The 15,547-nt window shown below is 46.2% G+C and carries 13 protein-coding genes and 1 tRNA gene; 5 read left to right on the plus strand and 9 right to left on the minus strand.

The window, feature by feature from the left end; genetic code table 11:
- Positions 1-7 precede the first annotated feature (7 nt).
- The 7 genes from IJ23_RS21010 to lptM form a co-directional block, all read right to left on the minus strand.
- On the minus strand, positions 8-2,494 hold the full coding sequence (locus IJ23_RS21010; RefSeq protein WP_033907274.1) for an EAL domain-containing protein: 2,487 nt from the start codon (positions 2,492-2,494) through the stop codon (positions 8-10).
- Between the two features lie 138 nt (positions 2,495-2,632).
- Positions 2,633-3,349, minus strand: coding sequence for a 5-amino-6-(5-phospho-D-ribitylamino)uracil phosphatase YigB (gene yigB, locus IJ23_RS21015; RefSeq protein WP_033907278.1), 717 nt, complete (start codon positions 3,347-3,349; stop codon positions 2,633-2,635).
- Positions 3,350-3,357: 8 nt separating this feature from the next.
- Positions 3,358-4,290, minus strand: a complete 933-nt coding sequence (gene xerC / locus IJ23_RS21020) for a tyrosine recombinase XerC (RefSeq protein WP_033907275.1) — start codon at positions 4,288-4,290, stop codon at positions 3,358-3,360.
- The gene (locus tag IJ23_RS21025; RefSeq protein ID WP_005383398.1) at positions 4,256-4,987 is read right to left on the minus strand and encodes a DUF484 family protein; all 732 of its coding nucleotides are present in this window, start codon (positions 4,985-4,987) and stop codon (positions 4,256-4,258) included. The genes xerC and IJ23_RS21025 overlap by 35 nt, the downstream gene beginning before the upstream one ends.
- Complete coding sequence (gene dapF, locus IJ23_RS21030) at positions 4,981-5,811, minus strand: diaminopimelate epimerase (protein WP_006743008.1); 831 nt, start codon at positions 5,809-5,811, stop codon at positions 4,981-4,983. Before dapF ends, IJ23_RS21025 begins: the two co-directional genes overlap by 7 nt.
- A 10-nt stretch (positions 5,812-5,821) precedes the next feature.
- A complete protein-coding gene (gene lysA, locus IJ23_RS21035; protein WP_033907276.1) occupies positions 5,822-7,075 on the minus strand; it encodes a diaminopimelate decarboxylase in 1,254 nt (417 codons plus the stop codon).
- Between the two features lie 61 nt (positions 7,076-7,136).
- Positions 7,137-7,253, minus strand: coding sequence for an LPS translocon maturation chaperone LptM (lptM, locus tag IJ23_RS25850; RefSeq protein ID WP_005378746.1), 117 nt, complete (start codon positions 7,251-7,253; stop codon positions 7,137-7,139).
- Positions 7,254-7,327: 74 nt separating this feature from the next.
- Between lptM and cyaY the strand changes: the two genes are divergently transcribed.
- Entirely contained in the window at positions 7,328-7,642 is a 315-nt protein-coding gene (gene cyaY, locus IJ23_RS21045) for an iron donor protein CyaY (RefSeq protein ID WP_005383391.1), read from the plus strand.
- A 69-nt stretch (positions 7,643-7,711) separates the two neighbouring features.
- Here the strand turns inward: cyaY and IJ23_RS21050 are convergent, their stop codons facing one another.
- Positions 7,712-10,240, minus strand: a complete 2,529-nt coding sequence (locus tag IJ23_RS21050) for a class I adenylate cyclase (RefSeq protein WP_005378748.1) — start codon at positions 10,238-10,240, stop codon at positions 7,712-7,714.
- A 346-nt stretch (positions 10,241-10,586) separates the two neighbouring features.
- Here IJ23_RS21050 and hemC point away from each other — a divergent pair, with 346 nt between their 5' ends.
- The 4 genes from hemC to IJ23_RS21070 are packed head-to-tail and all read left to right on the plus strand — an operon-like array spanning position 10,587 to position 14,666.
- Positions 10,587-11,525 (plus strand): hydroxymethylbilane synthase, encoded by a 939-nt coding sequence (gene hemC / locus IJ23_RS21055; protein WP_033907277.1) that lies wholly within the window; start codon positions 10,587-10,589, stop codon positions 11,523-11,525.
- Positions 11,526-11,527: 2 nt separating this feature from the next.
- On the plus strand, positions 11,528-12,256 hold the full coding sequence (locus IJ23_RS21060; protein ID WP_005383386.1) for a uroporphyrinogen-III synthase: 729 nt from the start codon (positions 11,528-11,530) through the stop codon (positions 12,254-12,256).
- A gap of 17 nt (positions 12,257-12,273) precedes the next feature.
- A complete protein-coding gene (locus tag IJ23_RS21065) occupies positions 12,274-13,485 on the plus strand; it encodes a uroporphyrinogen-III C-methyltransferase (protein ID WP_005378751.1) in 1,212 nt (403 codons plus the stop codon).
- Entirely contained in the window at positions 13,485-14,666 is a 1,182-nt protein-coding gene (locus tag IJ23_RS21070; RefSeq protein ID WP_005383375.1) for a heme biosynthesis protein HemY, read from the plus strand. Before IJ23_RS21065 ends, IJ23_RS21070 begins: the two co-directional genes overlap by 1 nt.
- A gap of 705 nt (positions 14,667-15,371) precedes the next feature.
- On the opposite strand, the gene IJ23_RS21075 is transcribed toward IJ23_RS21070, so the two are convergent.
- A tRNA-Ser gene (locus IJ23_RS21075) sits at positions 15,372-15,462 on the minus strand.
- Between the last annotated feature and the right edge of the window lie 85 nt (positions 15,463-15,547).

Below are 15,547 nucleotides of genomic sequence, written 5' to 3' on the forward strand. Positions count from 1 at the left end.
AACATCATTAAAACAGTCGAGTCGGCTCGCCAAGATAGTAACCCTGCAAATAATCCACCCCCATGTCTTGTGCAATGGTACACACCTCCTGATTGTGGACGAACTCCGCCACCGTCTCCGCGTTAAACACCTGGCACAAACGCACCAACTGGGAAGCGATCTTGCGCTGTTTTAAGTCTTTATCAATATCACGAATCAAGCTGCCATCGAGCTTTATGACTTCTGGCTCCAACTTTAGGATTTCATCGATATTCGAATAACCGGACCCAAAGTCATCAACAATGATACGCGCCCCTAAGCTTCTAAAATGACTGCACACTTCTATCATTCGGCCGTAGTCTTTGATCTGCTCAGATTCCAGCACTTCTAAACCAATTCGCCTTGGGTCATTTAGCTGGCTAATTTCATGCTCTAAAAGCATTAAAGTTTTATCACTGAGCAAATCTTGCGGCGATAAGTTTATAGAAAAGTCACCTTGCTTATCTCGCATATAATGCAACGTAGAATGAATCATGTGCCGACTTAGTCGAGTGTAAAGATGTGTATCAGAGATAATTGGCAGAAAACGCCCTGGCGCAATCACCGTTCCATCGGCTTCCAGAATACGAACCAAACATTCTTGGCTTGCCAATTTGTGGCTACCCGCATGCACAATAGGTTGGCTATAAGTGATGATATTCTGTTTGAGAATGGCTCTACTGACGCAACTTAGCCATCCAAGTTGCTCTTTACGCACATCCTCACTGACTTCAATATCTTTCGCATTACAGATATGGGTATTACTGCGTACACCGGAGCGCCTCGCTTCGATGCCTTTGAGTAAGAGCTCATCTATTGAAGCGGATGGAAAATCTCGACGACTCACTAAGCCGCCGCATAGCGAGATAGAAAGATAATCTATTTCACGTAGGCCAATTGGCTCAAAATTAGTTTGTTCTACCGCGTCAGCAAAACGCGTAAAGTGCTGTTTGATGGTCTCGCTGCTTTGATCAGCTTTAAATATGAACGCCCATTCACCAACCCCAATACTATAAAGCTGCAAAGCCGTTGGCATGCCGAAACGCTTTCGTAGTCGATTCGTAAAGTGCATTGAGAGATCTTTGAGTAATTGATCTCCCACTCGGTAGCCGTATTTTTCGTTGATATGACTAAAGTTAAGTAGCTTTAGAGTCAACAAATGCTCATCCAAATCGATGTTACTCAGCCGCTCTTGCAATGCGACCCGGTTTTGTAATCCCGTGCGACTGTCGCGTCGATAGCTTTCTTGTAACTTGCGCGTTTGGCGATCGAGTTGATATCCCATATGCGCGTTCATATGGTTGAGATCGCCGATCGCATTTCGAATCAAGCTAAACAGCGGTGAAATAGAGGAGCTAACGGGCGACTTAGGCAAGTTCAATGTTTGCACTTCGTCTCCCTCTCGCATCGCTAAATACGTCAGGCTGTGATGAAGAATTTCGGGCTGACCAATACCACCATGCAGCTCCCCCATACAGTAACTACCAAACGTCGTCGCAATATCTTTGAATGCTTGGACTTCGTCGCTGCTGTCAATAAAGTCTAACCGTGACGCGCAGTTAAAAATCATCACGACTTCAGGTTGGTGCATGGCTAACTCAACCACACCATGCCGCACTTGCTCGAGCGTTAACGAGGGATGGTTATAGCAAAATTGCACTTCGTCACCAAGACACCAGGGCCTGTCGAAGCTCATACTGCCATCAGCGTGTAGCTCCGTTACCGTACAAACTTCCTTTCGCCCTAAGCTTTCTCGATATAAAGGAAAGCTGAGCAGTTGACTCAGCGTCACGTCATGGCCATCCGCCAAGTAACGCTTGTATACGTCCAGCGCTTTCTTCTCACCTAAACAATACAAGCGCGTTCCTTTTGCATGAGTGACTTTGTGTGGCATGCCAATCGGGTTCCATTCCGAATACGCATCAGTCCATAGCTTCAAAGTATCACTGTGCAAAGCTACGGCAACCACGGCATTATCGTAAACTCGGTTTTGATATAGCACCCAGCAGCCATCGTCAATACTCTGCGCCAACCCTCCAGAAATCACTACTTCTTCACTGGCGAAGGTTTGAAACAAGGGATAGTCACGTCGTTCAATTTGCACAGCAAAGCTGAGGATCACCTGTGAATTATGCTGCATTAGAAGAGAGCGCTTGAGCTCCCCGCCATCAATGTCAGGGGAGTAAGAGTATGTTTGTACCGCAGAAGTCAGCGTGGTTTGCTCAAATTCAATCACACTCACTAGGCAACCAGAGGTAAATATCTCCCCTTCCAGAATCACATTACGCGTACTATGCCCCATAACATGAGCATTCGGCAGCGACGACAAAACGGCGTCTGCAAGTGTGGTCGTAATTTCGCGCGATTGCGTCGACAATATTTGTACTAAATATTGTTTATCTGAGGAAGTCGGAAAAGTGACTAAAAAGTCATTCAGTTGACTGACATCGTGAACCAGTTTTGAAAAAGCTCGCATGGACCTACCACTGCCGTAACACTATCTTCACCACGACGTGTGGCGTTACTATTTTTATTTAATAGAGAATAATTTACGTGGCTTTGCGCTGCTTTTCTAGACACAAAATGAGATTAGAATGGATTAATGCGAAAGCAATTAAAAAAGTGTGAGTAACGGCTGCAAACTATTGATTTCAATATCAGGTAAAGTACGTGTTTTTGAATGGTTAATGACATTTTTATTCATATCATTAAACCAACAGGCTGCAAAACCAGCCAACTTTGCACCATGCACATCCGTGGTTAGATGATCACCGACATGCAGAATATTCTCCGCAGGGATATCCAAGAATCGCTTCGCTTTAGTAAACATATCGGTTGCGGGTTTCGCCAATCCATCTGGTCCTGCTTTAAGTACCTGTTGGAAATAAGGCGTAAGACCGATGCGGTCTAAATCCACATTACCGTTGGTGATTGCCACCAACGGGATGTGCTGCGTGAGTTCCTCCAGTACATCGAGGCTTTGCTGCGGCACTTCAAAACAGTTACGCCAGTCTAACGCAACGTCTACTGCGGCTTTCGCGGCGGCATGTGCTGCGTCTTCGTCGTAGCCTACTTGGGAGAAAGCTTGCTGAAGTTGCACTAAACGCCATAAAGTGACATCGCTCTTCAGCTCGGGTTGTTGTTGCACAACTCGCTGTTTGAGAGCAAACCAATCCGCTTTGTTCATATGAGCAACCGCTGGATGATGGTGCTTGAGCCAAGATAGCAACTCACGCTCCATGCGAACGATCACAGGATAGTTGTCATAGAGGGTATCATCTAGGTCAAAGGTCATTGCCTTAATAGGCTCGATACGGCGATAAAATTTCATACTTCGGCTCACTCCCCGTTTCTTTTGCGTGCGCGTGGGTGGGCTTGGTCGTAGGCTTGCGCCAAATGTTGGAAATCCAAGTGCGTGTAGATTTGGGTCGTCGAAATGTTCTCGTGCCCTAAAAGCTCCTGCACCGCACGTAAGTTATTGCTTGATTCGAGCATATGTGTCGCAAATGAGTGACGCAATTTATGCGGACTAATATGGCTTGCGACAGACTGTTTCTGCCCCCATTCAGCCATGCGCTTTTGCACGCTACGATGCGAAATACGCGTTCCGAGCTTAGATACAAACAAGGCGGGCTCACCTGGAGCGGCTAAATCACCACGAACGCGTAACCACTTCCCGACCCACTCGGTTGCCATCCCAGAGAACGGTACTTTACGTTCTTTATCGCCTTTACCAATAACACGAAGCTCACCACTACGCAGTTGTACATCACGTACATCCACACCCACCAACTCAGCCAAACGTAAGCCGGCGCCGTACATCAGCTCCATCATGGCGCGATCGCGCACAGCCAACGGGTCGTCCTCGTTGACTTCAAGTAATTGGCTCACTTCGTCAACATCGAGGTTTTTGGGCAACGGGCGTTTTTTGCGAGGTGCTGAAACCCCTTTGGCTGGGTTAGCCGACATCTCGCCACGCAGAATAAGGAAATCGAAAAAGCTACGCAGCGATGAGAGGCGCGTTGCCAAACTGCTGGCTTTCATGCCTTCTCGCATGCCCTTACCTGCTAATTGGCGCACCCAACCAGCATCCACTTGAGACCAATCTTTGAGCCCCATTTCAGCTAGGTGCTGCGCCATTGTTTCTAGCTGCTGTTTGTAATTGCGCTGAGTATGTAGGCTAAGCCCCTTTTCGCTTCGTAAGAATTCATAGAAGCGCTCAAGAGGCTTTTGCAGATTATTTGGCAGAGGAGTGTTGGGAGTTGTCGTCATCGTAACTTTGCCATACCAGTGTTTGAGCGAGATGTGCCACTACTAATGATAGGTGACGCAAAAACAAGGTATCCATATCTGGCTGAAAATGGCCGCCATCTTCACTAGAAAAAGCAAGCACGCCCAGTGTTTGCTGTTTCACGAGCGGTAGTACCACATAGGACCCCATTTCCGGCACTTCCATGTTGCCAAACAAAGCTTCACGATCCACTTTGCGAAGACGTCCTAAGTACGCATCTTTGCCATTTAAGTGAGTGGTCGCAAAGCGTTGATAACTTTCCTTACTCAATTGAATCGATGCGTCGCATTGACTAAACAATCGAACAAACGCACGTAAGCCCAATGCTTTGGCTTTCTCTTCGATAGAGTGAATGACTTGTTTAAAGTCACCACACTTTAGAATCTGCCCCTGCAAATCCATAAATTCGTAAAAGGTGCGATCATTGTTCGCCGCAAGCGACATTAGTGTAGTGATCTCTTCCTCTAACTCTTCAATGCGCTGACGTTGGCGATTCATTTGGATGTGTACCAAAGATACCGCGCCTAAGTCTGAGTGTGGGAAAGATAAACGATCCACAAGCTCTGGACGCTGCACAAAAAAATCGGGATGATCTTTGAGGTACTCGGCCACCACTTCAGCCGTTAAGGCATCTGCTTCTACTTGAGACAAACCGTTTCCTTTTTCTTCTACTAGCAAGACAATTGACCATCAAATACATGCGTTGTAGGTCCGGTCATAAACAACGGCTTACCCGGACCTTGCCACGCAATTCGCAGTTCACCACCTGGTAGAGAAACCTTAACGTTTTCATCCAACAAGCCCTGCAGAATCCCAACCGCTACCGCCGCGCAAGCGCCGCTACCACAAGCTTGTGTTTCACCTGCGCCTCGCTCGTAAACTCGAAGACGAATATGGTCACGACTCACCACCTGCATAAAGCCAGCGTTGACGCGCTCTGGGAAACGCTCGTGCGACTCAAGCAGCGGGCCTAATGTATCGACATCAGCAGTATCCACGTCATCGACCACCGTCACCACATGCGGGTTACCCATGCTTACCGCGCCACAGAACAGCGTTTTTTCACCAGCGCGCATGATGTAAGTTTTCTCTTTTTGCTTCGCTTTGAAAGGAATTTTGTTCGGTTCAAACTCTGGCACGCCCATGTTGACCGTCACTTCCCCATCATCTTCGATGTTGAGAATCATCTTTCCTTTCTTGGTGCTTACGCTGATGCTGTATTTATTGGTCAGCCCCTTCAAGCGAACAAAGCGGGCAAAACAGCGTGCACCGTTACCACACTGTTCAACTTCACTACCATCGGCATTAAAAATCCGATAATGGAAGTCGGTTTCAGGGTCGTAAGGGGCCTCTACCACAAGCAATTGGTCAAAACCAACGCCAGTATGACGATCCGCCAAGCGGCGGATCAGGTCTTGCGAGAAAAACACGTTCTGGGTAATACAGTCGACGACCATGAAGTCGTTGCCCAAACCGTGCATTTTGGAAAAGTGGAAATGCATTTGTTGTGTGTTACTCCGGTAGAATCTGTTCCAGCTGCCACAAACTGGTCAGCTCCTCACGCTGGCGAACTAAGTGGCTTTGTTTACCGTCCACCATCACTTCTGCCGCTCGGGTACGAGTATTGTAGTTCGAAGACATCACAAAACCATAGGCACCTGCTGAACGAACCGCGAGTAGATCACCTTCTTGCAAAACGAGTGCGCGATCTTTACCCAAGAAGTCGCCGGTTTCACAAATAGGACCAACCAAGTCGTAAGTCTGAGCTTCACCCTTTCGCGGTGAAACTGGCACAATATCTTGCCATGCTTGGTATAGCGCAGGACGCATCAAGTCGTTCATTGCAGCGTCGATAATCGCAAAGTTTTTATGCTCAGTATGTTTTAAAAACTCAACACGCGTTAGCAAGATACCTGCGTTCGCAGCAATTGCACGGCCTGGCTCAAAGATCAGCTCCAAGTCTTGGTGATTTTCAAGACGGCCTAGTAACGCTTTGGCGTAATCAGAAGGCTGAGGTGGTAATTCATCACGATAGACCACACCCAAACCGCCACCGACATCAAGATGGCGAATGTTAATGCCTTGCGCTTTTAAATCATCAATCAGAGCTAATAAACGGTCTGTCGCGTCGATAAATGGGTCTATATTGGTCAGCTGAGAACCAATGTGGCAGTCGATACCTTGCACATTCAAGTTAGGCAGGCTTTGCGCGAATTTATAAACATCTGGCGCACGATCAAACGCAATGCCGAATTTATTGTCGCGAAGACCAGTCGAAATGTAAGGGTGTGTTTTCGCGTCGACATCTGGATTGATACGAAGAGAAATTGGCGCAATCACACCAAGCTCACCCGCAACCTTGTTCAAACGTTCTAGCTCTGGCTCAGATTCAACGTTGAAACATTTGATACCTAGCTCAAGAGCGCGCTTCATCTCTGCCGATGTTTTACCAACACCAGAGAAAACGACTTTTTTCGGATCACCGCCTGCGGCAATCACACGCTCAAGTTCACCACCCGACACGATGTCAAAACCCGATCCCAAACGCGCTAGCGTGTTCAATACGCCTAAGTTTGAGTTGGCTTTCACCGCGTAGCAAACCAGGTGAGGATGCTGACCCACAGCACTATCAAACGCCTTCCAATGGCGCTCTAGCGTGGCTCGAGAATATACGTAAAGAGGAGTGCCATATTGCTCTGCAAGAGCTTGAAGTGGGACGTCTTCGGCCCAAAGCTGGCCATCATCCTGATAGTTGAAGTAATCCAAAATTCGCTTCCCTTATTTTATTCGACTGCTGAACCCTAATTTCACCCTAAGGTGCGGTTATTTATTGTGATTGCTCATTCTGTTGAGTGTCATCTGGAATGTATAGTGAGCCAGACTGACCACACCCCGCTAAGGTCGCGGCAACCATCACAAACAACACAGTAACTAATTTTTTCATTTCGCATATCGTGATTATTGAATCAATGCCCCCTATAATCGCACCACACTCAGGAAAAGCAATAGGATAGACGGATGAACGATACTGAATTTCATCAACTGGTGGATGCGCAGATGCAAATCATCGAAGAATCCATCGATGATTCAGGCGCAGACATTGATTACGAAGTCACTGGCAACGTAATGACATTGGAATTTGAAGACCGCAGCCAAATCATCATTAATCGCCAAGAGCCGATGCATGAGATCTGGCTAGCGTCCAAATCTGGTGGTTTCCACTTCAAACTTATTGAAGGTAAATGGACCTGCTCAAAAACGGGTATGGAGCTATTTGAAATGGTGAAGCAAGAATGTGAAAAGCACGCGGGCGAAGCCATTGATTGGGCATAATTCTGGTCAATCGTCACCAAAACAAAAAGAGCACCGAAGTGCTCTTTTTGTTTATTGATACGGGTTTAATTACGCGTTCACAGTTTTGGTCGGGCGACTCGGTGAACAACCGTCATTACGGTAAGGAATGATATACGCATTCCCCTCTTCAGGGTGAATAATTTGATAGTACTGAGGCAGGTTAAAGTTAATAAACTTAGACGCGACGCGACTATCGTCTTTTACCGACGTGTAGAAGCTGTTTACAGACGAAATCATTTCATCTTTAGAGCCGCTAAATTGGTGATACACTTCCACTTGATTTGACTCATCCAACACATAAATATTGAAGCCATCTTCGTTATCTTCAAAGAAGAACTGCACCAGACCTTCACTGGCAAACCCATCCACCGCTTCCGGCATTTGATATTCTTGCTCACGATCGAGCATTAACAGCGGCGAGCCTTTGAGTTTGTTAGTAGAAATGCTGCGGTAGAAATCGATGGAATTTTCTAGCTTCTGCACCGACACACCACGACGTTCAAAGAACAACCCATAAGTCTGGTTACCAAGACGCATCGCTTTAAAGCGGCGGCGTTTCTCTTGCTCTACTGGTTTCAAGCGTAAGTCGATACATTCAGCTAAAAGCTGGTAAACCATATTACGCATCACACCACGCATGTTCTTCGCATAGCAGAACACATCCACTGATTCTGGTGGCAACGCATCTTGGTGCATTTTGCCCAAAATGGTTTTCAGTGCATCCAGCATCGCCGTTTCCCCTTTGAAATGCAGCGTACGCACTTCATGCCAAGAGTTACGGTAAACAAGGTCAACACTGCCGACTAAATTTTTATGTTCTGGACCAAAGCTAAAAATATCGGTGTTCTTAACATCCACTTTCAGCGAACGACCAGAAAGTTCAGACGTCGGATCATTTTCGAAGTTGATGAACATCGCAAGCTGGCTTATTTCACAAGGACTCGCTAGCGCCTGCATAGATGGACGACGCTTACGCAACGCAAAAGTATTTCGTAAGTCACTCACCATTTGGTAAAACTTATCAATATCTAGCTGCGCTTCACGTACCACGGCATGTAAACGAGTCGATTCAGTGATCAAGCCATTGAAGAATGCCCAAGCAACCAACTTACTCAAGTATTCATGATGCTCTAGATATGGTTGCCCCAAAATGCGGTGCGCAATAAGCGGTTGTTTATAGAGGTACCAACCAGACTTGTTTACCCCCCCTTTTTTCACTTCGATAAAGCTCAAGTCAGGCTCGTGCAGATCAGGTGAAATCTGTGGGTTTAGTAACGTTACTTTGCCCGGCAATACTTCAAAAGCAGCGTAGAGTTTACGGGCCAAAATACTGATGTCTTGCGGACTGATAGCAGAAGTGATGTCGTTACGACGCGCAAATTGAATCAAGTTACGGTAGCTTTGCATCAACGCATCCAGCAATGCATGATGTACCACCTTTACTTGTTCAACCTTCCAATTACGGCGGTCATCGAGCTCTGCAACGACACTGGCATCCCAATTCCATTTTGCAATCATATCGCTCAGTGCTTCACGACGCCAAGCTACTGAGCCAATATTCGGCTCACGAGATAGTTTTTCATGGGTTTTGAGATAGAAACAGCGACGCACCAAATCCAAACGTGTATCGTCTTGAATTCGCTCTAAGTAACGGGTTACTTTTTCCAACATTAAGTAGTACGCATCCATGCCATAGAGGTCAGGCTCATGGGCAAAGAAACGACGCTTAGTGTCGATACTTAACAATTGAGTATGCGGGTATTCCCACGAGTAAGCTTCTAGCAAGATGGCTTTTAATACCGATTTGTAGGGAGAGTCGATGCTTTTGTATAACTGCCACAAGTTCGAGCCGAAGTATTCTTCAGCAGGAATGCAGTTCAATTTACCAAAGTCGATCCATTCACTACAGTCGATGTAACCATCACTGCACAGTTGAGAAACGTACTCGTCGTAACACTCTTCCATTTCTGGCGGCACGATTTGCCATAACAAACGCTGTCCGGCAATACGCACCGCACTACGATAGAATTCATCTAGCAAAAGTAAGTGCTGAGATGAACCACAGTTATCACCTGTCATCTCCTCAGAATGATTGCTTCTAAAGCGCTCTTTATCCATTAAGAAAAAGTTCGCTTCCACGCCTTTGCTTTGTGCCCAATCCGTGATGAGTAAGCATTTATTGGTCAATAACTCGCGTTCGTCACAATCCATCTCTGGTGAGATACACACCCAAATATCCAAATCACTGGAAGTACTTTGACCAATCGAGGAGGTACTGCCCATGGTGTACAAACCCAATATAGCGGGCTTTTCTACCGTCTTGAGCGGCTGACCAATGGCAAGTTGAATATCATCTATGAATTGTTGCTGAATGCTATTTAGTTCAAGCCCATGCACACCAAAAGGGACATCGGCATCATAATAGCCAGGAATTACAGGATGGTTGTAGTTCAACAAGGCAGGAATCAAATGGAAGACTTGCTGGCTTTGCGAATCCATAAGCGCCAGCGCGCGATCAACTCGCTGCTGATTCAAATTATCTAGTCGCTGGATGATTTTTTGGGTGTAAGCCTGCAAGGGGAATTCCTTGGTTGAACAATCACGAAAATCTGCTGACGTTTTAAACCAAAATGGTTTAAAAACGTGATCAATTTAACACTTTTATTGGTGCGGGTAAAGCTTCACGCCCGCGTATCACTCTGGATACAAAACCATACTTTAGTCACAAAATTAATCGCGCGGTAGTGTCGCTCTTATTACCTATTACTAATAATAGTCCTTAGTCTAATTGAGAATCCAGTCACACTATTTTCATAACGTCATGTAATTCCATTCATAGCCTTCAGAGATAACGAACTAACAGTAAGCATTTCTTGATGAGAATGGTAGGATAAACCCAAATCCAAACAGCATTGAGAAGATCATGACACAATCCACACCGATTCGCATTGCAACTCGAAAAAGCCCTCTTGCTTTATGGCAAGCTTACTTTGTTAAAGACGCCCTTCAAGCCGCTCACCCTGGCTTGGAAGTCGAGTTAGTAACCATGGTGACCAAAGGTGACGTGATTTTAGATACACCACTAGCAAAAGTTGGCGGCAAAGGCTTGTTCGTAAAAGAGCTTGAAGTCGCGATGCTAGAAGGACGCGCAGACCTCGCCGTTCACTCAATGAAAGACGTACCCGTCGATTTCCCAGAAGGCCTTGGCCTCGTGACCATTTGTGAGCGTGAAGATCCTCGTGATGCCTTCGTCTCTAATACCTATAGCCACATTGATGAGCTCCCTCAAGGTGCCGTGGTTGGTACTTGCAGTTTGCGCCGTCAATGCCAACTGAAAGAATATCGTCCGGACATCATCATCAAAGAGCTTCGCGGTAATGTGGGCACTCGCCTTGGTAAGTTAGATGCGGGTGAGTATGATGCAATCATTCTTGCTGCGGCTGGCCTCAAACGATTGAAGCTTGAAGAACGCATTCGTAGCTTTATCGAACCAGAGCAATCACTACCAGCGGTAGGCCAAGGTGCTGTCGGTATTGAGTGCCGCCTTGACGATGAAAGACTGCTTAAGCTGCTTGAGCCACTTAACCACCAAGACACCGTAGACCGCGTTTTGTGTGAGCGCGCAATGAACCTTACGCTAGAAGGCGGCTGTCAGGTACCTATCGGCAGCTATGCCCTGCTAGACGGCGACAACATTTGGCTACGCGCATTAGTTGGCGAACCAGATGGCAGCGAAATTGTGCGTGGTGAAATTCGTGGCCATCGTAAAGATGGCGAAGCATTAGGAGTGCAGCTAGCCAATGAGCTGCTAGATAACGGCGCTCGTGAAATCCTAACTAAGCTGTACGCAGATCACGAATAACCATGGCAGTGTTGGTCACTCGGCCGGGAGAGCAAGGCAACGCGCTTTGCTCTCTGCTCGAAAGGCACGGCATTTCCGCATATCACCATCCTCTGATCGACATTGTCGCCGATCTCACGGACACGCACCTCTCTAAACATCTACATCAAGCTCAAATTGTTATCGCTGTTAGTCGACATGCAGTGCAATGTGCACAGCAAATCTTAGCCAGCAACGGGATGTCATGGCCGAAACAAGCTATTTACCTTGCCGTTGGTCAAAAAACAGCACACTATTTAAGCAAATGTACCCAACAGAAAGTACACTATCCCCAAGTCAGTGATAGTGAACACTTATTGCGACTGCCAGAGCTCAACAATGTGGCACAACAACAAGTTCTTATCCTTCGTGGTAACGGCGGAAGAGAGCTGATCAAAGATGCATTGGTGAGGCGTGGCGCAAAAGTTCACTATAGTGAGACTTACAAGAGAGAATTCATCCCATTCGATCCAGTAAGCTGTATCTCACTATGGAAAAACCTACAAATTAACCAGATTATTGTCACCAGTGGTGAACAACTGGATTATTTGTGCAGCCAATTGACGTCGGAGCAATTGACTTGGCTTAATCAACAAGAGTTGTATATCCCCAGTCAGCGTATCGCTGACATCGCAATTCAAAGGGGGTTCACTCGCGTGAGATGCACGGGAAGCGCATCCAACCAAGAATTACTGGCGGCTCTCCAGCCCTAGCTACACAGGATATAGGCATGACAAGTAAAAATAACGACCAAAAAAATAACGATAAAAACCTTTCCGAAGAAACCTCATCGGCACCGCTAGTCGAAAAAACCACATCGCAGCAGGATGCGGACCTTAAAAAAGAGCAACCACAAGCGGCCGAGCCCCCAAAAACAGCAGAGCCAACCAAAGTCGAGTTTGAAGAAAAACAAGGTAAACGCGGTGTCAAACTAGGCACGGTCGCTATCATCTTATCGATTATTTTTGGCGGTGGCCTCGCGTACAAGCTGCATCAACAGCAAGCCGATTACCAAGCGCAGATCGCCCAACTAAAAAGTCAGCTAGAAAGCACTCAAGCTTCCATGAAGCAAGAGCTCAGCCGGGTACAAGAAGAAACCATCGAGAAAGCAACAACCGTGACACACAAAGCGGAAGTGGTACTTGGACAGCAACAGAAGAGCATTGAAAGCTTACAGCTCGCCGTTGCCGATGTGAAAGGTCGTCGACCAAACGACTGGCTATTGGCGGAAGCCGATTACCTCGTCAAATTAGCCGGCCGTAAATTGTTCTTAGAGCACGATGTAGAAAGCGCGACTCAACTGATGGAAAGTGCAGACCAACGCATTGCAGCGCTGAATGACCCTAGTCTCGTCAAACTACGTAAAGCAATGGCAAACGATATCACCAAACTTCGCACTATCCCGCTAATTGACCGTGATGGATTGGTACTACGCTTAACTGCCCTGCAACAGCAAGTAGACAAGCTCCCTCTCGCCAATGCACTGCTACCTGAAGCTGAAGCCGTAGAAAACACTGAAGTGTCTGAAGATATCGCAAACTGGCAAGATAACTTAATGACCTCTTTGAAGGACTTTTCAGAAAACTTCATTACCTTCCGCACGCGCGATGGTAACGTCATTCCACTGCTTTCTCCTGAGCAACACTTTTACCTGAAAGAAAACATCAAAGCCAAATTGGAAACGGCAATAAAAGCGGTGTACCAAGAACAAGGTGAAATTTACACCACATCTCTAAAAACAGCCGACAAATGGGCATTAGCTTTCTTCAACCAAGACGATAATTCCGTTAAAGAGTTCAACAAAACGGTTAACCTGCTAAGTCAGCAAAATATTCAAGTGGAATACCCAACAAAACTGCAAAGTCAGTCTCAACTATCAGATGTCATCCGTGAACGCCTACGTCGTGAAGTCACAACGATGACAGGCATGGAGGATAAGTAATGTTTCGTCTTATTTTCCTATTTGTTGTACTAGGCGCAGGACTATTTGTTGGCACCCAGTTTTCTGGTCAGCAAGGCTATGTACTCATCTCCATTGCCGAGAAAACGATCGAGATGAGCGTAACGACATTAGTGGTTTTCGTTATCGCAGCACTCGCAGGTCTTTTTCTGCTTGAGTACCTGATTAAGAAGTTAGTTTATGCTAGTTCTACAACATGGAACTACTTCAGTGTTCGCAAAATGCGCCATTCCCGCCGATACACCAATGAAGGCATTATTAAACTTCTAGAAGGTGACTGGAAAGGTGCTGAGAAAAAAGTAACTCGCTGGGCAAATCATCACGATATGCCGCTGCTTTGCTACTTAGTTGCCTCTGAAGCCGCACAAGGTCAAGGTGATAAAGCAAAACGAGATCACTATCTAGAGCTAGCGAGCCAACAAGAGAATGCCCATCTCGCAGTAGAGCTGACTCGAGCGAAACAATTTATCCGCGACAACGAGTTCGAGTCCGCTTTCGATACCTTGCAATCGTTAAAAAGTCAGTATGCGAGTAACTCTATTGTATTGAACTTGCTGAAAACAACGTACATGCAGCTAAAGTTGTGGCAACCTCTTATTGACCTCTTGCCACAACTAACCAAAGCAAAACTCATCTCGGACGAAGAACATGCAGAGCTGATTCAAAAGGCGCAGTGCGGCTTACTCCATGAAGTAGCGCAGCAACAGGGTAGCGAAGGGCTAATCTCCCATTGGAATAGCCTCTCACGTAAAGTGAAACAAGACACACACCTCGTTGCCTGTTTTGCTCGAGAACTCATCACACGAAAAGCTGATGCAGAAGCCTTTACCGTGCTAAAAGAAGCATTAAAAAAACAACCAGCCCCAGAGCTTTATCAACTACTGCCAGATCTAAATCTGCCAGATACCCACCCTGTCGTGGTCTTCTTAGAGGGAGTAGTGAAGAAAGAACCGGATAACGCCGCTGCCCATAGCGCATTAGCGCACTTCTATTTCCGTCAAGAGAAGTGGCAAGAAGCCCAGGATCACTTTGAGATCGCCTTAAAGCTTCGCTCTGACGTCTCTGACTATGCATTCCTAGCAGACACACTAGAGAAGCAAAATCTAACCAAAGCTGCTCACGAAGTCTCTCGTAAAGCTCTCACGCTCGTACAGAATGACTAACTTAAGATGACCTAACCAAGCCGACAGCTTACCTGTCGGCTTTTTTATTGCCTGCTATTAACCCTTCAGTCCTTAGTCATCAATATGTTTATCCAATTCATTGGCTCCCAAGTAGTTCTCAACTTCCTAGCAACTCACTATCGTTTCACTTTCCTCTTCTCTTTGACTACTCTGATCCTGTCATTCCAGCAGAATCCAAAACAATTTTAAAAAATGCAGGAATACGTAACTTTAGCCTGTTGATGTATGGTTTTAAGACGTAGCTAGATTTAGGCAATAGAGCACACGCGTCGCTAGACTGAGTAAAACAAAAAGATACATCAGTGAAACAGTGGCTATTTGAGTATGCTTATTTGTTCGGTCTATCCGGTAAAAGGGGCTAGAGAAGCAATGGTAGTGCTTTAAGAGAACGATAAGGCAATAGATGGTTCAACACCTTAACAAAGCATCTCCAACAACCTTATCGGGACAGCATGCAGTGATGAGGATGAACAGCTTTAGAGGCAACTGCACTTCTTAGCAAAAATCAAAACGTCACAACCAATACCAATACCGATACCGATACCGATACCGATACCGATACCGATGTTACTTAGTCCAAAAGTAGATCGCATATGGAATTGATTTTTGGCAAGCACAGATAGAGTAATAAAGATGTGCGGAAATGAAAAAAGCCTCGCTATTTCTAGCGAGGCTTCTTATTAGTGGCGGAGAGATAGGGATTTGAACCCTAGATACGCTATTAACGTATGCCGGTTTTCAAGACCGGTGCTTTCAACCACTCAGCCATCTCTCCACAAATTGTCATCAACAGATTAGTACACTGATGATGTTGTTACTTGTCTATGCAAATAACGATATTTAAAGCCTGGCGATGTCCT

The organism is Vibrio sp. OY15, from assembly GCF_000742455.1.
Lineage (GTDB): Bacteria > Pseudomonadota > Gammaproteobacteria > Enterobacterales > Vibrionaceae > Vibrio > Vibrio alginolyticus.